Origin of the sequence: Paraburkholderia sp. RL18-085-BIA-A (genome assembly GCF_046027075.1) — a bacterium.
GTDB lineage: Bacteria > Pseudomonadota > Gammaproteobacteria > Burkholderiales > Burkholderiaceae > Paraburkholderia.
The window spans coordinates 167,158-186,476 of record NZ_JARESU010000001.1; the positions used below are offsets into that span (position 1 = coordinate 167,158).

At 64.1% G+C, this 19,319-nt stretch carries 19 protein-coding genes; 2 read left to right on the top strand and 17 right to left on the bottom strand.

Features of this window, described 5'->3' with window-relative positions:
* Window positions 1-431: 431 nt before the first annotated feature.
* The 7 genes from bamB to ndk all read right to left on the bottom strand — a co-directional run bounded on the left by bamB (window position 432) and on the right by ndk (window position 8,182).
* Window positions 432-1,577 carry an outer membrane protein assembly factor BamB gene (gene bamB, locus P0D89_RS00735; protein WP_408375988.1) on the bottom strand — a complete coding sequence of 382 codons (1,146 nt, stop codon included), beginning with the start codon at window positions 1,575-1,577 and terminating at the stop codon, window positions 432-434.
* 75 nt (window positions 1,578-1,652) lie between these two features.
* Window positions 1,653-2,282, bottom strand: coding sequence for a YfgM family protein (locus P0D89_RS00740; protein ID WP_408375989.1), 630 nt, complete (start codon window positions 2,280-2,282; stop codon window positions 1,653-1,655).
* 66 nt (window positions 2,283-2,348) lie between these two features.
* Window positions 2,349-3,689 carry a histidine--tRNA ligase gene (gene hisS / locus P0D89_RS00745; RefSeq protein WP_408375990.1) on the bottom strand — a complete coding sequence of 447 codons (1,341 nt, stop codon included), beginning with the start codon at window positions 3,687-3,689 and terminating at the stop codon, window positions 2,349-2,351.
* A 20-nt stretch (window positions 3,690-3,709) separates the two neighbouring features.
* A complete protein-coding gene (gene ispG / locus P0D89_RS00750) occupies window positions 3,710-5,026 on the bottom strand; it encodes a flavodoxin-dependent (E)-4-hydroxy-3-methylbut-2-enyl-diphosphate synthase (protein WP_408375991.1) in 1,317 nt (438 codons plus the stop codon).
* Between the two features lie 85 nt (window positions 5,027-5,111).
* Window positions 5,112-6,218, bottom strand: coding sequence for a helix-turn-helix domain-containing protein (locus P0D89_RS00755; protein WP_408375992.1), 1,107 nt, complete (start codon window positions 6,216-6,218; stop codon window positions 5,112-5,114).
* 216 nt (window positions 6,219-6,434) lie between these two features.
* On the bottom strand, window positions 6,435-7,586 hold the full coding sequence (gene rlmN / locus P0D89_RS00760; RefSeq protein ID WP_408375993.1) for a dual-specificity RNA methyltransferase RlmN: 1,152 nt from the start codon (window positions 7,584-7,586) through the stop codon (window positions 6,435-6,437).
* Window positions 7,587-7,756: 170 nt separating this feature from the next.
* Entirely contained in the window at window positions 7,757-8,182 is a 426-nt protein-coding gene (gene ndk, locus P0D89_RS00765) for a nucleoside-diphosphate kinase (protein ID WP_408375994.1), read from the bottom strand.
* Window positions 8,183-8,469: 287 nt separating this feature from the next.
* On the opposite strand from ndk, the gene P0D89_RS00770 reads away from it, so the two are divergent.
* Complete coding sequence (locus P0D89_RS00770; RefSeq protein WP_408375995.1) at window positions 8,470-9,168, top strand: Bax inhibitor-1/YccA family protein; 699 nt, start codon at window positions 8,470-8,472, stop codon at window positions 9,166-9,168.
* A gap of 139 nt (window positions 9,169-9,307) precedes the next feature.
* Here the strand turns inward: P0D89_RS00770 and P0D89_RS00775 are convergent, their stop codons facing one another.
* The 10 genes from P0D89_RS00775 to P0D89_RS00820 all read right to left on the bottom strand — a co-directional run bounded on the left by P0D89_RS00775 (window position 9,308) and on the right by P0D89_RS00820 (window position 18,457).
* Window positions 9,308-10,081 carry an MBL fold metallo-hydrolase gene (locus tag P0D89_RS00775; RefSeq protein ID WP_408375996.1) on the bottom strand — a complete coding sequence of 258 codons (774 nt, stop codon included), beginning with the start codon at window positions 10,079-10,081 and terminating at the stop codon, window positions 9,308-9,310.
* 7 nt (window positions 10,082-10,088) lie between these two features.
* Window positions 10,089-11,228: an NlpB/DapX family lipoprotein gene (gene bamC / locus P0D89_RS00780; RefSeq protein ID WP_408375997.1), complete on the bottom strand. Its 1,140-nt coding sequence runs from the start codon at window positions 11,226-11,228 to the stop codon at window positions 10,089-10,091.
* Window positions 11,229-11,358: 130 nt separating this feature from the next.
* Window positions 11,359-12,276, bottom strand: coding sequence for a 4-hydroxy-tetrahydrodipicolinate synthase (gene dapA / locus P0D89_RS00785; RefSeq protein ID WP_408375998.1), 918 nt, complete (start codon window positions 12,274-12,276; stop codon window positions 11,359-11,361).
* Between the two features lie 43 nt (window positions 12,277-12,319).
* Window positions 12,320-12,916 (bottom strand): class I SAM-dependent methyltransferase, encoded by a 597-nt coding sequence (locus P0D89_RS00790; RefSeq protein WP_408375999.1) that lies wholly within the window; start codon window positions 12,914-12,916, stop codon window positions 12,320-12,322.
* Window positions 12,917-12,933: 17 nt separating this feature from the next.
* Window positions 12,934-14,136, bottom strand: coding sequence for a tryptophan--tRNA ligase (locus P0D89_RS00795; protein ID WP_408237113.1), 1,203 nt, complete (start codon window positions 14,134-14,136; stop codon window positions 12,934-12,936).
* A 6-nt stretch (window positions 14,137-14,142) separates the two neighbouring features.
* Window positions 14,143-14,805, bottom strand: a complete 663-nt coding sequence (locus tag P0D89_RS00800; RefSeq protein ID WP_408376000.1) for a site-2 protease family protein — start codon at window positions 14,803-14,805, stop codon at window positions 14,143-14,145.
* Between the two features lie 47 nt (window positions 14,806-14,852).
* On the bottom strand, window positions 14,853-15,488 hold the full coding sequence (locus P0D89_RS00805; RefSeq protein ID WP_408376001.1) for an L-threonylcarbamoyladenylate synthase: 636 nt from the start codon (window positions 15,486-15,488) through the stop codon (window positions 14,853-14,855).
* Between the two features lie 163 nt (window positions 15,489-15,651).
* Entirely contained in the window at window positions 15,652-16,482 is an 831-nt protein-coding gene (locus tag P0D89_RS00810) for a 3',5'-nucleoside bisphosphate phosphatase (protein ID WP_408376002.1), read from the bottom strand.
* Window positions 16,483-16,582: 100 nt separating this feature from the next.
* Window positions 16,583-17,467 carry an alpha/beta fold hydrolase gene (locus P0D89_RS00815; RefSeq protein WP_408376003.1) on the bottom strand — a complete coding sequence of 295 codons (885 nt, stop codon included), beginning with the start codon at window positions 17,465-17,467 and terminating at the stop codon, window positions 16,583-16,585.
* A gap of 81 nt (window positions 17,468-17,548) precedes the next feature.
* Window positions 17,549-18,457 carry a ferritin-like domain-containing protein gene (locus tag P0D89_RS00820; protein ID WP_408376004.1) on the bottom strand — a complete coding sequence of 303 codons (909 nt, stop codon included), beginning with the start codon at window positions 18,455-18,457 and terminating at the stop codon, window positions 17,549-17,551.
* 315 nt (window positions 18,458-18,772) lie between these two features.
* On the opposite strand from P0D89_RS00820, the gene P0D89_RS00825 reads away from it, so the two are divergent.
* Complete coding sequence (locus tag P0D89_RS00825) at window positions 18,773-19,297, top strand: gamma carbonic anhydrase family protein (protein WP_408376005.1); 525 nt, start codon at window positions 18,773-18,775, stop codon at window positions 19,295-19,297.
* Window positions 19,298-19,319: the final 22 nt, after the last annotated feature.

The window sequence follows — 19,319 nt, forward strand, 5'->3', positions numbered from 1 at the left end:
CACGGTGAAACGCGGGATCGAAATCGACCGCCCGCGTAGCGACGCCATGCGGCCGCGACACGGCAGCGTTTGACGAAAATTATCACGAATTCGGCCGGCCCCGGCTGTGCTCTCGATATGCGCAACCGGGCGGACGGGATTTGGCTGTATGGGCGGCGCCAACGGGCCGCCAGATTCAGTCTTTCTTGCTCGACAGCTCGCACGCCCGTTCGAGGGCGATGGTCTGCGATGCCGCCGAAGGTGGCGCCGCAAGCAGCCACCGATGGCCACGTAGGCTACGCGTGACATTTCTGATTCGACTGCCGGACCACCCAGTCCGGCGCAATGCTTCTACTGTCCTGCTATACGACAAACACTCAAAACAAGTTCAACAAAAACGCGCGCGGCCGGCGATGCCGGCCTGCGCGCTTGACGAAGCTCGGCGTGCGCGATTAGCGCGGGCGATAGCCGTACAGTCCACCGTCGCGCGTTTGCACCACCAGCGTTTCGCCGGCCAGTACGGGCGCCGCGGTAATCGCGCTGCCGTCGGTCTTCACGCGAGCGACCAGCGAGCCGTCGGAAGCCGACAGGAAGTGCACGTAACCCTGATAGTCGCCGAGCACGGCCGCACGGCCGAGCAGGAACGGCACGCCGAGGTCGCGGTTCTTCAGCTGGTCGTTTTTCCATAGGCGCGAACCGGTGTTCACATCGAACGCCGATACGACCGACCAGTCGTCCGCTGCCACCACGGTGCGGTCATCCTGCGCGAGACCGCTCGTGCTCGAGAACGCGGTTTGCCACAGCGCACGGCCCGAGTTCGCGTCGAAACAGCCAATCTGACCCTGGAACGTCACCGCGCAGGTTTGCGAGCCGACCAGCGTAGGCGGACCAGTCACGTCGTTGATGCGCTCCACTTCCGTCACGCCCTTCGGATACGACACTGGCGTTTGCCAGTAGGCGTCGCCCGTTTGCAGGTTGATCGCGGCAAACGAGCCGCCCGGGAAGCCGGCCAGCACGGCTGCGTCGCCGGCGAACGTCATGCCCGACGACACCCGCAGATTGAGCGGCACCGCGCGGTTGCGGTAGTTCCACTTCTGCTCGCCGGTTTGCGCGTTGAACGCGACGATCTGACCGTCGACGGTGCGTACCACGACGAGGCCGTTGCCGACCAGCGGCGGCGTAATGATCTCGCCCGGCGCCTTCGCGGTCCACAACTGCTTGCCGTCCGCGCCGAGCACATAGACATCGCCCTTCAGGCCGCCGACCGCCGTCAGCGTGCCGTCGCTGCCGACACCCGCCGACAGGTCGTCACGCAGCTTGACGCGCCAGATGTCCTTACCGGTTTGCGCGTCGATCTTCGCAACCGAGCCGTTCGCGCCAGCCGCGAACACCGCATTGCCCACCGCGACCGGCGAGAACAGGTAGCGGCCCGCCTTGCCCACGCTCGCCGTCCAGGCCTGCTGCACGTCGAGCACGGGTTTGAACTCGGTGAGCGGCGTCGGCACGCGGCGCTCGTCTTTCGTGGATGAGCAAGCCGTCATGGTGAGGACGGTCATCGCACAGATAACGGGCACGGCGTAACGTTTCAGCAGATTCATCGGTGGACGAAGCATTCAGGAAATTAATTAAAGGAAACCGGTTGGTCGTTGCATGCGGCGCGCGGCACGCGGCGATCAGCCACCGAGCGCGTCCAGCTTGAACTGAATCAACTGGCGCGCCGAGCTGTCGTTTTTCGACAGCGAGTCGAGCGCGAGCTTGTAAGCCGTGCGTGCATCGTCGCGCTTGCCCTGCGCGGCGAGCAGGTCGCCGCGACGGTCCGCCACGATGCCCTTGAACGCGTCGGATTGCGAGTCGGCGAGCAACGCGAGACCCTGGTCGTAAGCCTTGTCGTCGAGCAGCAGCGAAGCCATGCGCAGCCTGGCGATCTGCTTGAACTCGTCGTCCTTCGCGTGATCGATGGTCCATTGCAGCTGGGCCTTCGCGGCGGCTTCATCGCCCGCGGCGTAGAGCGCCTTGGCGGCGCCCAGCGCGCTCATCTGCGCGTACGCGGTGCGGCTGAACCTGTCTTCCATGTCGGTGGCGGCGCGCGTGATCCTGGCCTTGTCGCCCGATGCCACGGCTTGCTGCACCTGGTCGTACAGCACAGCGGCTTCCGCCGCCTGGCGCCGCTGCCAGAAATTCCAGCCGTTCCAGCCGGCTGCCGCAACCAATGCCACCAGCACGATCCACGTGGCTGCATTACCCCACTGCGTCCACCATGCCTTCAGACTTTCAATCGATTCTTGTTCGTCGTGGTAACTCATTGCCCGGCGATTTCCTCTTTCTTGATACGTGTGCGTGTCGAGCCAACAGGCTCGACGACATCGCGATCAGTCGTCGCCGTCTTCGGCGGTTGCAACCATCGCATTGATTAGAAATTCGGTCAAGTCTTCAGCGGGCACGTTATGTTGCTCGCTTTTACCGCCGTTAGCATTTGCATCGCGCAGCGGCTTCACGCCCACTGTGCCGTTGGCGATCTCGTCTTCGCCGAGCACCACCGCGAACGCTGCGCCGCTCGCATCGGCACGCTTCATCTGCGATTTGAAGCTGGCCGTCTGACCGTCGGCGCTGCAATGCAGGATCACGTCGAGCCCCGTGTCGCGCAGCCGCTCCGCGATGATGAAGGCCTGCTCGCGCGCCGCATCGCCCTGATGAACCACGTACACGTCGCAGCCTTCCGCTTCAGGCACCAGGCCCTCTTCCTTCAGCAATTCGAGAATCCGCTCGACGCCCATTGCCCAGCCACATGCTGCCGTCGCCTTGCCGCCGAGCTGCTCGATCAACGGATCATAACGGCCGCCCGCCGCGACTGTGCCCTGCGCGCCGAGCTTGTCGGTCACCCACTCGAACACGGTGAGGTTGTAGTAATCGAGACCGCGCACGAGACGCGGGTTGATCGTGAACGGGATGTTGTTCGCTTTCAGAATGCGCTGCAAACCTTCGAAGTGTGCGCGCGATGCGTCGCCGAGAAAATCGATCAGCTTTGGTGCGTTCTGGGCGACTTCCTGCATGGCCGGATTCTTCGTATCCAGCACGCGCAGCGGGTTCGTATAGAGACGGCGCTTTGCTTCTTCGTCGAGCACGTGCATGTGCTTTTCGAGGTACGCGATCAGTTCGACGCGATGCGCCGCGCGCTCTTCAGCGAGGCCCAGCGAATTGATCTCGAGCTTGATGCCGGTCAGGCCGAGGTCGTCCCAGAGCCGCTGGCACATCATGATGATTTCAGCGTCCGCGTCCGGGCCCGTGAAGCCCAGCGCTTCCACGCCGACCTGATGGAACTGGCGATATCGGCCGCGCTGCGGACGCTCGTGGCGGAACATCGGGCCGATGTACCACAGGCGCTTCGGACCGTCGTACAGCATGTTGTGCTCGATCGCCGCACGCACCACCGCCGCCGTGTTTTCGGGGCGCATGGTGAGGTTTTCACCGTTCAGCGCGTCGGTAAAGCTGTACATCTCTTTCTCGACGATGTCGGTCACTTCACCGATGCCGCGCTTGAACAGCTGCGTATGCTCGACGATCGGCGTACGGATATTCTGGTATCCGTACGAACGCAACATCGACTTGACGGTGGATTCGAAAAATTCCCAGAGCCCGGCTTCCTGCGGAAGGATGTCGTTCATGCCCTTCACGCCGGAAAGCTTTTCGAGCTTTTTCTTCTGTTCAGTCATCTGTCTTCGATAGCCGATGTTTAGTTGAGTGCTTCAGCGCGGCCATAGCGGCGCTCGACATAGTCACTCACGATTTGCTGAAATTCTTGCGCGATGTTCTCGCCGCGCAGCGTCTTGACCTTCTCGCCGTCGATGAACACCGGCGCAGCGGGGTTCTCGCCGGAGCCCGGCAAGCTGATGCCGATGTTGGCCTGCTTCGACTCGCCCGGGCCGTTGACGATGCAGCCCATCACCGCGACGTGCATCTTCTCGACGCCGGGATACTGGTCGCGCCACACCGGCATCTGCGTGCGCAGATAGGTCTGGATTTGCGACGCCAGTTCCTGGAACAGCGTGCTGGTGGTTCGGCCGCAACCCGGGCACGCGATCACCATCGGCGTGAACGAGCGCAAACCCATGGTCTGCAGGATTTCCTGGCCGACGATCACCTCGCCGGTGCGCGGACCGCCCGGCTCCGGAGTAAGCGAGATGCGGATCGTGTCGCCGATGCCCCGCTGCAGCAGTACCGACAACGCCGCGGTCGACGCGACGATGCCTTTCGAGCCCATGCCCGCCTCGGTCAAGCCGAGATGCAGCGCGAATTCGCAACGGCGCGCGAGTTCGCGGTACACGGCGATCAAATCCTGCACGCCGCTGACCTTGCACGACAGAATGATCTTGTTGCGCGCGAGGCCGAGTTCGACCGCCCGCTCCGCCGAGCCGATCGCCGACTGGATCAGCGCTTCGTACATCACACTTTGCGCTTCCCACGGCGTGGAGCGCGCGGCGTTCTCGTCCATCATCTTCGCGAGCAGGTCCTGATCGAGACTGCCCCAGTTGACGCCGATACGCACCGGCTTGTCGTACTTCACGGCCGCTTCGATCATCTGCGCGAACTGCGTGTCGCGTTTTGCGCCGTGGCCGACGTTGCCCGGATTGATCCGGTACTTGGACAGCGACTCCGCGCACGCAGGGTAATCGCGCAGCAGCAAATGGCCGTTGTAATGGAAATCGCCGACCAGCGGCACCGACACGCCCATGCGGTCGAGCTGCTCGCGCACGGCCGGCACCGCCGCGGCCGCTTCGGGCGTATTGACCGTGATACGCACCAGTTCCGAACCGGCTTGCGCCAGCTCCTTGATCTGGATCGCGGTGCCGATTACGTCCGCCGTGTCCGTGTTGGTCATCGACTGCACGCGCACAGGCGCGTCGCCGCCGATGGTGACGAGCTGGCCGCCCCAACGGACATCGACCGCGTGCGACCTGCGCCGCGCAGCCTGCCCGCCGAACACCGGCTCGGTAGAAACGATCTTGCTACTGGATTGGGATTGAGCTTGGGATTGCATCGAAAAACCCATTTACGCCGCACGCGCTACATAAAAACGTCGCGCCCGAATTGAAAAAGCGCCGCGGACCGGTTGGCCGCGGCGCATACCGTATCTGTCAAGGCAACGCGAAGCGCGCCACATTGCCTTTGGCTGCCGAATATTTCGCCGGATCGACCGGCTGGCCATCGAGCGTCAGCGACTCCAGACCAGCCTTGTTGCCGACCGTAATCTTGAACGGCGCTTCACCTGTCACTTCCTTCGTGTCGCCGGCGTGCACGAGGCCGGAGAACACCTCCTTGCCATCTTTGCCGCGCACGCTGAACCAACTGTCTTGCGTCACGCGCAGCGCGACGATCGCCTCACCCGCGGCAGGCGCTGCCGTTGCCGCCGATGCTGCCGCCACCACAGCGGCCGGCGCACTCGCGACTGGCGCAGCAGCAGTCTGAGCCTGCGAGCCCGCCTTCGGAGCGGCCGCCATTGCCGTGACCGCAGGTGCCGACGACGGCGCTATACCTGTAGCCAGCGGCGCGGGCATCGGCGTAGCCGACGCCGCGTTTTCCGCTACGGCCGGCGCTTCCGGCGCCGACGCTTCCTCTTGCGCAGTTGCGCCCTCCGACGGACCCTGCGCGACCGCACCCGATGCGCCGTTTGCGCCGCCTGCGGCGCCGTTCGCGCTCGCCTTCAGACGTGCGAGCCACGCGGTCGAATCGCCGCTGTTGGTATGCCACATGGCGAGCGCGATCACCGCGACGACAACCGCCGCAATGCCCCACAGCCACGAGCGGCTTTTCTGCCCGCTGCTGCCGAGCGTCAACGACACACGGCCGCGCGGCAAGTCCTTGCCCGACGACGCCGGCATCGACAGATCCGGCGCCGGCACACCCTTCTCGCGGCGCAACGCCTGCGTGAACGGTGCGGGATCGGCGTCGAGCATCTTCGCGTAGCTGCGCACCACGCCGAGCGCGAAAGTCGTGTCCGGCAAATGGCTGATGTCGCCCGCTTCGAGCGCGCGCAACTTGACGACGGATACTTTTAGACGGGCCGACACGTCTTCGATCGACCAGCCCTTCGATTCACGCAATTGGGTCAAGCGCGCGCCAACCGCCGCCAACGAATCCAGGCCCTGCTGCACAACAGGTTGCACCACCGCCCGAGCGACCGGCGCCGGATGGCTTTCGTTTGTGTCTGTGTCGTGCGGCTGCGGGTGCTGCGGCTCACTCATCCCAAATCCTTTCGCGTCGATTCTTTTTCACTTGTGCAACCCGGACAGGCCAAAGCCTCGCGCCCGAATCGCAGACCGTTTATAACAAAATGCGCGGCCTTATGTGCCGCTTCCGATCGCTTCTGCAAACTTTCTTTTCAATCGACCGCGTCATGAAGGACTTTCGCGCACTCGCCGAACTCTTTAGCGAACGCCGACGCCTGCCATGCCGCTCGATTACACGGCGCGAACCTCGATAACCTTGGCCGCCTTCCCGGTGCGCTCAGCAAGGCGCGTGCGGTCCTGCACCGCACCGGCCAGCTGACCGCAGGCAGCGTCGATGTCATCGCCGCGTGTTTTGCGCACCGTGGTGACGACGCCCGCGTCCATCAACACTTGTGCAAATCGCTTGATCTGCTCCGGCTTCGAGCGCACGAGGCCCGATTCGGGGAACGGATTAAACGGAATCAGATTGAACTTGCACGGCACGTCGCGCGTGACCGCGAGCAGTTCGCGCGCTTGCGCTTCGCTGTCGTTCACGCCGTCGAGCATGCAGTATTCGAACGTAATGAAATCGCGCGGCGCGACTTTCAGATAGCGCTGGCAAGCCGCCATCAGTTCGCGCAACGGATACTTCTTGTTCAGCGGCACCAGCATGTCGCGCAACGGATCGCTAGGCGCATGCAACGAGACCGCGAGCGCCACCGGCAGATCGGCGCCGAGCCGGTCCATCATCGGCACGACACCCGAGGTGGACAACGTGACGCGTCGGCGCGACAGGCCGTACGCGTTGTCGTCGAGCATCAGGCGCATGGCCGGCACCACCGCGTCGTAATTGAGCAGTGGCTCGCCCATGCCCATCATCACGACGTTCGTGACCACGCGCTCACCCTTGCCGTCGCCACCCGTGGCACGGCCGCCGGCCACGCCTCGCGACGCGCGCAGCGCGAACTCGGCCATGCGCAACTGGCCGATGATTTCGCCGCTGGTGAGATTGCGGGAAAAACCCTGCTTGCCAGTCGAACAGAAACGGCAGTTGACCGCACACCCCGCCTGCGACGACACACACAGCGTGCCGCGGGTTTCTTCGGGGATGTACACAGTTTCAACCGCATTGCCGTTGCCGACGTCGATCAGCCACTTGCGTGTGCCGTCGCTGGAAATATGGTCGCTGACGATGCCGGGCATCGTGATCGCGGCGCGACCCTTGAGCTTTTCGCGCAAGGACTTCGCCAGATCGGTCATGCCGTCGAAGTCGGCGGCGTTGTACTGGTGAATCCAACGCTGCAATTGCTTGGCGCGAAACGGCTTCTCGCCCAGGCTGTCGCAGTAGGCGACAAGCCCTTGGGCGTCGAGGTCGAGAAGGTTGACGGTGGGACTGCTCGTCATATCGAATCCTGCCATTTCAGTGCGAGACTACGTTCATGCAACAAGCTGCATGAACGCAATGCCGTTCGCGCCCATTCCTGCTGCTTTTACCTTACTACTTTGCCGGGCGATTCGTGCGATAAATCAGATCGGCTACCCGGATCGCGCGCGACAAATTTCGCCTGGGTCGCTTAACGCGAGTAGACGTTCACTTCCGGGAAGAAGAACGCGATTTCAACCGCTGCGGTTTCTGCCGCGTCCGAACCGTGCACCGCGTTAGCGTCGATGCTGTCGGCGAAGTCGGCGCGGATCGTGCCCTTTTCCGCCTTCTTGGGGTCGGTTGCGCCCATCAGGTCGCGGTGCTTCAGGATTGCGTTTTCGCCTTCCAGCGCTTGCACGACCACCGGACCCGAGATCATGAATTCGACCAGGTCCTTGAAGAACGGACGTGCAGCATGCACGGCGTAGAACTTCTCGGCGTCGGCGCGCGACAGGTGAACCATGCGCGATGCCACGATCTTCAGACCAGCGTTTTCGAAACGGGTGTAGATCTGACCGATCACGTTCTTGGCCACTGCGTCCGGCTTGATAATGGACAGGGTGCGTTCGATCGCCATAAAAACTCCAAAAAATTAAGAGGTTACAGATTCAAATGAATCCGCTATTGTAGCATGTTCCCGTGTATGATTGCGATTGAACCCTTACAATACTGAAAGGGTCTCAGCAGGAGTTCCAAAATACTGGTAGCGTAGGCCTTGAGGGCATTTTCAAACTATTGAAACTCCCCGCTTCCGCGCTAATCTTAGGGGTGAACACACTGCGCCTGGCGACAGGCGATCCGGCCAGCGCGGCACAACCCGCGGCACCACCACCACGAAACACGCTTCTGAGGTAAGGAGAGACCATGAACGAACATCCGTATAGCTTTGGCCGCAATGGCACCGTCAGCACGGCCGAAACGCGCAACCGCGTGCTACGGAACACCTACTGGCTGCTGGCGCTGTCCATGATTCCGACCGTGCTCGGCGCGTGGGTGGGTCTCGCCACCGGCTTCTCGCTGTTCGCCGCCACCAGCCCGGCGATGAGCATGCTGGCCTTCTTCGCGATCGCCTTCGGCTTCATGTTCGCGATTCAGAAAACCAAAGACAGTTCGGTTGGCGTGTTCGTGCTACTCGGCTTCACGTTCTTCATGGGCCTGATGCTGTCGCGCATCCTGAGCTTCGTGCTCGGTTTTTCGAACGGCCCGTCGCTGATCATGCTCGCCTTCGGTGGCACTGGTGTGATCTTCACCGCAATGGCGACCATCGCCACGGTCAGCAAGCGTGACTTTTCGGGTCTCGGCAAGTGGCTGTTCATGGGCGTGATCGTGCTGCTGCTGGCTTCGGTCGCGAACGTGTTCCTGCAACTGTCGGCGCTGATGCTGACCGTCTCGGTGATGGCGATCGTGATCTTCTCGGCTTACATGCTGTTCGACGTGCAGCGCGTCGTGAACGGTGGCGAGACGAACTACATCACGGCCACGCTCGCGATCTACCTGGATCTTTACAACGTGTTCGTCAATCTGCTCGCGTTGCTCGGCATCTTCGGCGGCAACCGCAACTAAGCCTTATTCGGGGCGAGGCGTTCTACAAACGCCCGCCATCAAAAGCGAAAAGCCCATAACGAGCAATCGTTATGGGCTTTCCTCATGGGTGTCGCCAGGCGCCTACCGCCAGCGACTGCAACAGCGCTCAAAGCAAGCATCACACGCTCAGCCACGCGAACCCATCTTCCTGGGAAGCGACCACCACTTCGGCAGGCGCCGCGCCCAGCGCGCCGGCCATCGCGGCCTGCGCCAGTTCCGGCAGATTGTTCTGCTGACTCAAATGCGCAGCAACCAGATGACGCAGCCGCGAGCGGTCGAGCGATGCGAGAATCTCCGCCGCCGCGTCGTTGTTCAAATGCCCATGGTTGCCGCCGATCCGCGCTTTCAACGACTGCGGATAGCGGCTGCCCGCCAGCATCCGCAGGTCGTGATTGCATTCGAGCACCAGCGCGTCGCAGCCGCTCAGCACCGCGCTGATATGCGGCGTCGACGTGCCGACATCGGTCAGTACGCCGAGCCGGCTCGCGCCATTCGAGAACACGTATTGCAGCGGCTCGCGCGCGTCGTGAGGGACGGTATAAGGGAGGACGCTGAGGTCGCCGATCGCTACCGCTTCGTCGCCCCACAGCACCTGCAGGTCGACATCGGCTTCGTCGGCACCCACCGCGCGGGCGGTGCCCCAGCTCATGTACAGCGGAATCGACCACTTGCGCGCCAGCGTCAGCGCGCCGCCGATGTGATCGCTATGCTCATGCGTAATCAGAATAGCGTCGAGACCTTCGACGCTCGCGCCGATCCGCGTCAGACGCCGCTCGACTTCCCGCGCGGAAAAGCCGCAGTCCAGCAGCACGCGCGTGGTGGTCACGCCGCTGTGCGCTTCCACCAGCAGCGCATTGCCTTCACTGCCGCTGCCGAGACTCGCGAAGCGCACGGCCCGCTTAGTTCAGTTGCGCGTGCAGCAGCGTCACGATGCGCTGCGCGTCAGACGACGTGTCGATCTGCCCGTTCGCATCGAGCACCGCCACCTGCGTCACCGTGTCACCCTTCGAGCGCACATTGACGAGGAATTCCTGACCCGGCTTCTTCGACGAATTGCCGCTGTAGAACAGCTTGCCGAACAGCCCTTCGCGCTTCAGTTCCTGCATCGAGTCCGCGTAACGCACGTAGTAGATGCCCTTGGCGCGGTCACGGTTGTCGACCGTGAAGTTGGTGCGGTCGAGCGCGAGGCCCACGCGCAGCCACGCGCGGTCGAACGATTCCTGCAGATCGAGCGTCGAGGCGCCCGCACTCTGGTCGATCGTGGTCGGCGCGGTGGCCGGGCGCGCGTCGGTCAGCAGCTGCTTCGATTGCGCTTCGGTCAGACCGAACTTCTCCATCAGCTTGCTAAGGAACAGCGCTTCAAGCGCCGGATCGCGCGGACGCTCTTCCCAGCGCGACGATGTCTTGTCCTGGCCCGTCATCACTTCTTCCATCGCGCTGTGCGTGATCGAAATATCGGTGGTGTCGGCCGCTCCGCGCGACACCAGTGTGCGGAAGCTGTCGCGAGTACCCGACGAGTACGCGAAGTCGATCACCTTGCCGACCGTCCGGCGGAACCAGTCGTCCGGAATATTCGCGCGGTTTTCAGCCCAGTCGGTCGTCATGATGCCGGTGGCCGGCGCGTCCGTTTTCAGGACAAAACCGTTTTCCTGCCAGAACTCCTGCAATTGCGGCCACAGTTGTTCCGGCGAGCGGCCGTCGACCACCAGCCACCGGCGATCGCCGTCACGCTCGATATGCATGCCGAGCGGGTCTTGCGCATTCGGCTGGCCTTCGGTCGCGTTGCCGGCAGCCGTGACCGCGCGCGTGGGCGCGCCGCCCAGCGCCAGATTGGCCGGCGGCGCGACGTAGCGCTGGTCGGTCGGCGAGGTGCTCAGGTCGTTCGGAACGGCCAGTGGCGGCGCGCTCGCCGCGCCCTTGTAGTTGACGCGGTCGGAAGCGAACCAGTCGTTCAGCGTGTCACAGCCGGCGAGCGTCGTCAGGGCAAGCGCCAGCGCCGCCATGCGGGTTGCGTGGAGGGAAAGTGCGGAACGTTTCATGAGGTCCTTCGTGATGCTGGAACGCGGTGCCTGGTTCTGTGTGCCGGGAACGTGGGCTGGATCGACGTCGGTTAAGGGAATGCCGGTGGCGGTCTTTCGTTAGCGCTACTGGATGCCGCGGTCGCCCCGCTTAGCCCAGCAGGCCCGCTTCGCGCAGCGCGCCGCGCACCACTTCGTGGTACTGCGCGTCGAGCGGCGTGAGCGGCAGGCGGATTCCGCCCTGCACACGACCCAGTTGTTGCAATGCCCATTTGGCCGGAATCGGATTCGACTCGACGAACAGGTTCTTATGCAGCGACAGGAGTTTCAAATGAATTTCACGCGCGGTTTTCGCGTCGGCCGCGAGTGCGGCCTTGCACAGTTCGCTCATCGCGCGCGGTGCGACGTTGGCGGTAACCGAGATATTGCCGTGGCCGCCGAGCAGCATCAGCGCGATCGCGGTGGGATCGTCGCCGCTGTAGATGCCGAAGTGCGCGGGCGCGGATTTGATCAGATGCGCGGCGCGGTCGATGTTGCCGGTCGCTTCCTTCACGCCGACGATGCCTGGAACCTGCGCGCATCGCAGGATGGTCTCGTTGCTCATGTCCGCGACGGTGCGACCCGGCACGTTGTACAGGATCACCGGCAGATCGACCGTTTCGGCGATCTTCGCGAAATGGCGGTAGATGCCTTCCTGAGTCGGCTTGTTGTAGTACGGCACGACCTGCAGCGTCGCGTCCGCGCCGACGTCTTTCGCCTGTTGCGTGAGTTCGATTGCTTCGGTGGTGGAGTTGCCGCCCGAGCCGGCGATCACCGGAATCCGGCCCGCCGTGTGCTCGACCGCGGTCTTGACCATCAGCACGTGCTCTTCGACCGACAGCGTGGCCGACTCGCCGCTCGTGCCGACCACGACGAGTCCGTCGGTGCCTTCCGCGATGTGCCAGTCGATCAGTTTGCGAAACGCCGGCAGATCGAGGCTGCCGTCTTCCAGCATGGGGGTGATGATGGCAGGAATGCTGCCGAGGATCTGAACGCTGCTCTGGTTGCCGCTCTGGTTGCCGTTAGTCATGAAACGCCATGAATTTGATCAGGTAAACCGCGATTGTAGCGGATTAGCCAGCCAACTCGTAACAACGCGGCGGTGCCGCCTGCGCCGGATCATCTGGGCGCGTTGCTTCGAGAATCGCGCAGATGCGCTGGACGTAGGCCGGGCGCGGCTGCGCGAGAAAACCGTCCTGAAACGCGACCACCCGGAGCTGGCCGCGCACCCTGTCGAGAAGCTCGCCGGGCGCGAGCAGAAACGCCGGATTGGAGGGCTTGCCGACGCTTTCATTTCCTTGCGCGAAGGTCTCGTAAACCAGTACGCCGCCCGGCGCGAGCGAGCGCAAAAGATGCGGAAAGAGCGGCCGGTGCAAATAGTTCGTCACCACGACGGCGGCGAATTTCGCATCGGCGGACAGCGGCCACGCGGCGCCTTCGAGGTCGGCCGTGAGCGCGGTGACGAGCGGCTCGTCGCGCAACGTGCCGAGCGCGGCCGCATCGCGGTCGATCGCGGTCACCGGATGCCCCAGCGCCGCGAAGAACCGCGCGTGCCGCCCCGCTCCCGACGCCACGTCGAGCACCGTGCCGCCCGCGGCGACCAGATGCGCCCAATCGCACACCCAGCGCGACGGCTCACCCAATCCGTGGACGGCGGCGGACGTGCACATCGCTGCAGCGCCTAGGCTCAGCTGTACGACAGGCCCATGGCCTCGCGGACGTCGCGCATGGTTTCCGTGGCGAACTTGCGGGCCTTGTCGCAGCCGTCTGCGACGATTGCGCGCAACAGCGACGGATCGTCCATGTATTTCTGCGCGCGCTCGAGCATCGGCTGCTGCTCGCGCAGAATGCCTTCGATCACCGGTTGCTTGCAGTCGAGACAACCAATGCCCGCGCTGCGGCAACCCTTCTGCACCCACTCGTGCGTCGCTTCGTCCGTGTAGACCTGGTGCAGTTGCCAGACCGGGCACTTGTCCGGATCGCCCGGATCGGTGCGGCGCACGCGGGCCGGATCGGTCGGCATGGTACGGACTTTCTTCGTGATGGTTTCCGCGTCTTCACGCAGGCCGATCGTGTTGCCGTACGACTTCGACATCTTCTGGCCATCCAGACCCGGCATCCGCGACGCTTCGGTCAGCATCGCCTGCGGCTCGACCAGAATGATCTTCCGCGAACCTTCGAGGTAGCCGAACAGGCGCTCGCGATCGCTCATCGACAGGCTTTGCGACTCCTGCAACATCGCGCGCGCCTGCTCGAGCGCTTCGTCGTCGCCTTCCTGCTGATAGGCATTGCGCAGTTCGTGATAAAGCTTGGAACGCTTGCCACCGAGCTTCTTCGCGGCTTCGTTGGCCTTCTGCTCGAAGCCCGGCTCACGGCCGTACAGGTAGTTGAACCGGCGCGCGATCTCACGCGTCATTTCGACGTGCGGCACCTGATCTTCACCGACCGGCACGAGCGAGCCGCGATACAGCAGAATGTCGGCCGCCATCAGCACCGGGTAGCCGAGGAAGCCGTAGGTGGACAGGTCCTTGTCCTTCAGCTTCTCCTGCTGCTCCTTGTAGGTCGGCACGCGTTCGAGCCAGCCGAGCGGCGTGCTCATGCCGAGCAGCAGCGCCAGCTCCGCATGCTCGGGCACCTTGCTCTGGATGAACAGCGTAGCCTGCGCCGGATCGATGCCGGACGCGAGCCAGTCGGTCAGCACGTCCCACACGTTCTTTTCGATCACTTCGGGCGTTTCGTAGTGCGTCGTCAGCGCGTGCCAGTCGACCACGCAGAAGAAACACGGGTATTCGGACTGCAGCCGCACCCAGTTTTTCAGCACGCCGTGATAGTGGCCGAGGTGCAGCGACCCGGTGGGCCGCATGCCGGAGAAGATACGGTCTGGGAACATGGTTATTTAGAAAAACGAAACAAGTGGAGTCAGAATTGCGGTAATCGCACTGTAGCCGAGCGTAACGAGCGGGTTCAGCCAGTAGCGCGTCAGCGTGCCGGTCATGACCAGCGCCATGACGATGAAAAAACCGTACGGTTCGAGCCGCGCCAGCCCGATCGACTGGCGCGGCGGCAGCAGCGCCATCAACACGCGGCCGCCGTCGAGCGGCGGCAGCGGAAACAGGTTCAGCACGCCGAGCACGAGATTCACACCGACACCCGCGCCTGCCATGCGCGTGAAGAACGGTTCGTCGACATTCAACACCGCCAACCCGACGCCGAACAGGCCCCAGATCAGCGCCTGGATGAAATTGCACGCAGGGCCCGCCGCCGCGACCCACAGGCTACCCCAGCGCGGATTGCGCAGGTTGCCGAATGCGACCGGCACGGGCTTCGCGTACCCGAACATGAACGCGCCGCTCGTCGCGAAATACAACAGCAAAGGGATCGCGATCGTGCCGAGCGGATCGATGTGCCGCATCGGATTGATCGAAACGCGCCCGAGCACGTATGCGGTGTTGTCGCCGAGCCAGCGCGCGACGTAGCCATGGGCGGCTTCGTGCAGCGTTATCGCGAAAATAACCGGCAACGCGTACACCGCAATGGTTTGTATCAGGGAAGAATCCATAACTCGCTATTGTAACAACGCGATTGCGTGCGTCTGTCCGCTTTCACTCATGCCGTCTCTTCGAGACCGAAGGGCGCGAGAGAGCCGCGCCCCGCACGCACCAGCACGGGCTCCGCGCCGGTCAGGTCGATCACGGTCGACGGCTCGCACACGCAGGCGCCGCCGTCGATCACCAGATCCAGCTGCTTTTCGAGACGCGTGCGGATTTCTTCCGGGTCGTTCAGCGGCCCGGTTTCGCCCGGCATGATCAGCGTCGAGCCGAGGAGCGGCTCGCCGAGCTCATCGAGAATCGCCAGCGTGATCGCGTGGTCAGGCACCCGCAGGCCGATAGTCTTGCGCGATGGGTGCGACAGGCGCCGCGGCACTTCCTTGGTGGCCTGCAGCACGAATACGTACGGGCCCGGCGTCACCGACTTGATCAACCGGTACTGCCGGTTGTCCACCATCGCGAAGTTCGCCAGCTCCGACAGATCGCGCACCAGCAGCGACAGCAACTGCTTTTCGTCGAGCCCGCGAATCCGCCGCAGACGCTCGGCCGCGTCCTTGTCGTCGAGCTGACAGGCGAGCGCATAGCTCGAGTCGGTCGGCAACGCGACCACGCCGCCGTCCTTGATGATCTGCACGGCCTGTTTGACGAGGCGCGGCTGCGGGTTGTCAGGGTGAAGCCGAAAATATTGGGACATGGCGACTAACGATGACGACAGGTGAACGGCGGCTGATGGCGACAACTCAGCTGCGGCTGAACTGCTGATGAGCGGCGGCCGGAATACCGGACGCGGACATGCGCCGCATGCGGCCGGCACCAGCCGTGATCTCGCGTGACGTGCCGCATGGCACGGCGCGCGATCACAGCCAGCGTTCCCAGACAGGCTTGAGATCGGAAGGCAATTGCGGCAACGCGCCGAGTTCGATGCGGCCTTCGCCGGACGCGTGGAAGTCGGAGCCGCGCGACGCCTCGAAACCGAACCGGCGCGCGACGTCGGCGTATTCACGGTATTGGTCGGGGGTGTGGCTGCCGGTCACTACTTCGATCGCCTTGCCGCCGAGATCGATGAATTCGGCGAAAAACGCGTCGAATTCGACCGGCGTGTACGCGTAACGGCCCGGATGCGCGATGATCGCCTCGCCGCCTGCGGCCTGGATCCAGCCGACCGCGTCGGCCAGTTTGGCCCAGCGATGCGCGACGTAACCCGGCTTGCCGTCGCCGAGATAGCGGTTGAACACGTCTTGCGTGGAGCTGGCGTAGCCGCTCTCGACCATGAAGCGCGCGAAATGCGTGCGCGAAATCATGTCCGGGTTCGACACGTATTTGAGCGCGCCCTGATACGCGCCGGGAATGCCGAGCCCGTCCAGCTGCTCGCCCATGGCTTCGGCGCGCGCCGCGCGGCCATCGCGAGTACGCGCCAGGCCCTCGATCAGAATCGAACTCGTCGGATCAACGCCCAAGCCGACGATATGCACGGTGCGCGACGCCCACGTCACCGAAATTTCGACACCGCTCACATAGCCCATGCCGAGCGCCTCGGCGACGGCGCGCGCTTCCTGCTGGCCGCCCACTTCGTCGTGGTCGGTCAGCGCCCACAGCGTCACGCCGCCCGCGTGCGCACGGCGCGCGACGTCGGCGGGCGCGAACTGGCCGTCGGAAACGGTGGAGTGGCAGTGGAGATCGGCGTTCATCGTGGTCCGGGAAAAGTTGTACATCCATTTTACTGCAACGCAGTAAATGGGCGCAGAGCTATCTCGCGCGGACGCCGACGTGTGCCGATATTTGCGGTGTTCAGGCGCAAAATCCCTCGATCAGCGCGGCCACCTGCTCCGGCTGGTCGTGGTGCACCATGTGCCCCGCTGCGTCGATGATCTTCTCGCGCCAGTCCGGGAACGCTTGGAAGCGCGCCTTGAATTCATCAAGCGGAATCTCGCCGGCGATCTGCGCGAGCGTCGGCGAGTTGGCGGCCTCGACGTGCAGAACCTTCGCGCTCACCTTGCGCCATACCGCCATCACTTCGTCGAGCCGATAGAGCGTCGGCCCGCGCAGCTTGTGCGCCGGATCGGCGAGCAGCATGAAGCACCCTTCGCCGTCCGGCTTCGACCAGTGCTGCGCGAGATACTTCGCGCGCGCCGGGTCGAGTCGCGGATTGGTTTTGGTCAGGCGGGCGGCAACGTCGTCGAGCGACGCGTAGCGCTTCAGCTGTGGCGGATCGCGCAGTTCGTCGAGCCAGTTGCGCAGGCGCCTGGGTGCTTGCGCCGAGTGCGACGGCGCGAGCCCGAAGCCCTCCAGGTCGACCACCCGCCGCACCCGCTCCGGCCGCACACCCGCATACAGGCAGGCGATGTTCGCGCCCATGCTATGGCCGACCAGATTTACTTCGCCGGCCGGCGCGTAGTGGTCGAGCAGCGCGTCGAGATCGGCGACGTAGTCCTGGATCCAGTAGTTGCCGCCACCGCGCTCGGCCACCGGCCAGTCCGACAGGCCGAAGCCGCGCATGTCCGGCGCGATCACCTGCCAGTCGCCGCCCAGCGCATCGACGACGAACTGGAACGACGCCGCCACGTCCATCCAGCCGTGCAGCATGAAGAGCGTGGGCGCTTCGGGATTGCCCCAACGCCGCACATGCAGACGGACGCCGCGTACGGCGACAAACTCGGATCGGGAATTATTCATGAACGGCGCGCCAAAAAAGAATGATCGTTCGATTATAGAGACGGCTGGCGAGACGTGGGAGCCACATTATTGAGAAGACACTCAGTCGAGCGTGGCCGGCGGGGCCGGCTGCTGGGCGTCGAGATGCACCAGCGCGGCGAGTTCCGCTTCGTCGAACCCCGCATCGCGGCGCGCTTCGAAATTGAACGGACCACGTAATTTCGGTGCGTGATACTGGTCGGCGAGTCGCGTGTACGTCTCGTGCGGATCGAGGCCGCTCGCGTCGCACAAGTGTCGGAACCAGCGGTTGCCGATCAGCACATGGCCGATTTCGTCGCGCAGGATCACGTCGAGAATCGCCGCGGATGTCTGGTCGCCCGCCTGTTGCAGGCGCGCGCGGATCGGCGGCGACGCGTCGAGGCCGCGCGCTTCGAGCGTGCGCGGCACCAACGCCATACGCGCCAGCACGTCGCCGCGGGTGCGCTCGCACATGTCCCACAGGCCGTCGTGCGCGGGAAAATCGCCGTATGCGTGGCCGTATTCCGTGAGGCGCGCGGCCAGCAGCGAGAAGTGATAGGCCTCTTCGGCGGCGACCTTGAGCCAGTCGACGTAGAACGCAGCGGGCATGGCGGCGAAGCGCCAGGCGGCGTCGAGCGCGAGATTGATCGCGTTGAATTCGATGTGCGCCAGCGCGTGCAGCAGGACCGCGCGGCCCTGTGCCGATTGCATGCTGCGCCGCCCGAGCTTGCGCGGCTCGACCAGCTCGGGCCGCACGGGGCGGCCTGGCAAGCCGGCCGGCTCGTCGAGTTCGAGGCCGGCTGCGCAGGCGGCGCGGCCATCGAGCACGGCGGCGTACAGCGCGCGGGCCGCGGCTGCCTTCGCGGACGGATCGCTTTCGCGCAATGCGGCTAGCGCTGCGGTTCGCGCGCAATCCGGCTGGGCTTGCGGGTGCGGGACGGACGGAGCGGCTGCGGCTGAGGTGGTTGACACTGGCGAAGCGGCGGACATCATGGCAGGCGGATCGGCGAAGGAAACAGCGAAGAAAGCGGCAAAGGACGCGATAGCATACGCGGCAAAAGAAAGGTCCCAAAGCGGGACCGATGGTGGCGCAATCGGCCCACCAGCCCGAACGACAGCTTGGCGAACTTTCCCGCTGCCGTGCGAGGCGGCCCACGCACACAAGCGTTTACAATACTCGATTCGACCATCCGGTGCGCCCGTCGCGCCGGCTATGCGGCACACCCCGCTCAGGTAGCACGCGTCGGAAGGTTCACTGGCTCACCCCGCGTGCGCCTTAACCGATCAAGCGGATCAAGAGGAGACACTGTGACGATTTACAAGCTTGGCGAAGCCGCCCCAACCATCCATGAAAGCGTGTTCGTCGCCGATTCTGCGAACATCGTCGGCAACGTGACGCTCGAGGAAAACGCGAGCGTCTGGTTCGGCGCGACGATCCGCGGCGACAACGAGCCGATCACGATCGGCGCCGGCAGCAACGTGCAGGAAAACGCCGTGCTGCACACCGACCCCGGCTTCCCGCTGACGATCGAGCCCAATGTGACGGTCGGCCACCAGGTCATGCTGCACGGCTGCACGATCAAGGAAGGCTCGCTGATCGGAATTCAGGCCGTGGTCTTGAATGGCGCGGTAATCGGCCGCAACTGTCTGGTTGGAGCGGGCGCCATCGTCACCGAAGGCAAGGTGTTTCCCGACAATTCGCTGATTCTCGGCGCGCCCGCCAAGGTGGTGCGCGAACTGACCGAGACGGATATCGCCAATATGCAGCGCGGCACGGCGAGCTATGCCGAGCGCCGCGAATATTTCAAGGCGCAACTCGTACGCATCGGCTAAAAGCCGGCGTGCGCGGCGCGCA

Bases quoted from the DNA above. Each gene is read 5' to 3' on its own strand.
- bamB (WP_408375988.1), bottom strand. From the start codon at position 1,577: ATGAATCTGCTGAAACGTTACGCCGTGCCCGTTATCTGTGCGATGACC.
- P0D89_RS00740 (WP_408375989.1), bottom strand. From the start codon at position 2,282: ATGAGTTACCACGACGAACAAGAATCGATTGAAAGTCTGAAGGCATGG.
- hisS (WP_408375990.1), bottom strand. From the start codon at position 3,689: ATGACTGAACAGAAGAAAAAGCTCGAAAAGCTTTCCGGCGTGAAGGGC.
- ispG (WP_408375991.1), bottom strand. From the start codon at position 5,026: ATGGGTTTTTCGATGCAATCCCAAGCTCAATCCCAATCCAGTAGCAAG.
- P0D89_RS00755 (WP_408375992.1), bottom strand. From the start codon at position 6,218: ATGAGTGAGCCGCAGCACCCGCAGCCGCACGACACAGACACAAACGAA.
- rlmN (WP_408375993.1), bottom strand. From the start codon at position 7,586: ATGACGAGCAGTCCCACCGTCAACCTTCTCGACCTCGACGCCCAAGGG.
- ndk (WP_408375994.1), bottom strand. From the start codon at position 8,182: ATGGCGATCGAACGCACCCTGTCCATTATCAAGCCGGACGCAGTGGCC.
- P0D89_RS00770 (WP_408375995.1), top strand. From the start codon at position 8,470: ATGAACGAACATCCGTATAGCTTTGGCCGCAATGGCACCGTCAGCACG.
- bamC (WP_408375997.1), bottom strand. From the start codon at position 11,228: ATGAAACGTTCCGCACTTTCCCTCCACGCAACCCGCATGGCGGCGCTG.
- dapA (WP_408375998.1), bottom strand. From the start codon at position 12,276: ATGACTAACGGCAACCAGAGCGGCAACCAGAGCAGCGTTCAGATCCTC.
- P0D89_RS00790 (WP_408375999.1), bottom strand. From the start codon at position 12,916: ATGTGCACGTCCGCCGCCGTCCACGGATTGGGTGAGCCGTCGCGCTGG.
- P0D89_RS00795 (WP_408237113.1), bottom strand. From the start codon at position 14,136: ATGTTCCCAGACCGTATCTTCTCCGGCATGCGGCCCACCGGGTCGCTG.
- P0D89_RS00800 (WP_408376000.1), bottom strand. From the start codon at position 14,805: ATGGATTCTTCCCTGATACAAACCATTGCGGTGTACGCGTTGCCGGTT.
- P0D89_RS00805 (WP_408376001.1), bottom strand. From the start codon at position 15,488: ATGTCCCAATATTTTCGGCTTCACCCTGACAACCCGCAGCCGCGCCTC.
- P0D89_RS00810 (WP_408376002.1), bottom strand. From the start codon at position 16,482: ATGAACGCCGATCTCCACTGCCACTCCACCGTTTCCGACGGCCAGTTC.
- P0D89_RS00815 (WP_408376003.1), bottom strand. From the start codon at position 17,467: ATGAATAATTCCCGATCCGAGTTTGTCGCCGTACGCGGCGTCCGTCTG.
- P0D89_RS00820 (WP_408376004.1), bottom strand. From the start codon at position 18,457: ATGATGTCCGCCGCTTCGCCAGTGTCAACCACCTCAGCCGCAGCCGCT.